This window comes from Bifidobacterium aemilianum (genome assembly GCF_003315635.1).
Taxonomy (GTDB): domain Bacteria; phylum Actinomycetota; class Actinomycetes; order Actinomycetales; family Bifidobacteriaceae; genus Bifidobacterium; species Bifidobacterium aemilianum.
Genome location: NZ_PDCG01000061.1, coordinates 1 through 484, shown reverse-complemented (window position 1 = coordinate 484; position 484 = coordinate 1). Strand labels below are relative to the sequence as shown.

The window sequence follows — 484 nt, the reverse complement described above, 5'->3', positions numbered from 1 at the left end:
TGACCGGTTCACCCAGGTAGGACTCCGCGTCCCTCTTGAGCGTCAACAGCACCTGCGCAGAAATCTCCTGCGGGGTCCACTTCTTTCCGTCGATGTCCACCGACCAGTCGGTGCCCATGTGACGCTTGACCGAAGAGATGGTGCGGTCCACATTGGTGACGGCCTGGCGCTTGGCGACTTCGCCGACCAGGATCTCACCGGACTTGCTGAAAGCCACGACCGACGGCGTGGTGCGAGCGCCCTCGGCGTTCACGATGACGGTGGGCTCGCCGCCCTCCAGCGTGGCGATGCACGAATTGGTGGTGCCCAGATCGATGCCTACTGCACGTCCCATATGTTGCCTCCTGGCTCTTGCGGCCCGGTCCGTACGGCCCGGTGCCTCATTTTCCTTGCGTTACGTTATCGCTCTCATCTTTTGGCGATCCACCGTGCCCCTGAACCGGAGAGCCACGGCACAACCACCACTAAAACTTGAGCCTACATC

Annotated in this window: 1 protein-coding gene; it reads right to left on the bottom strand. The window is 61.8% G+C overall.

Annotated features, from left to right (window positions below; genetic code table 11):
- Positions 1-334: Hsp70 family protein (locus CRD60_RS08410; RefSeq protein ID WP_145961908.1), on the bottom strand; the 334-nt coding region annotated here is incomplete at its 3' end.
- Positions 335-484: the final 150 nt, after the last annotated feature.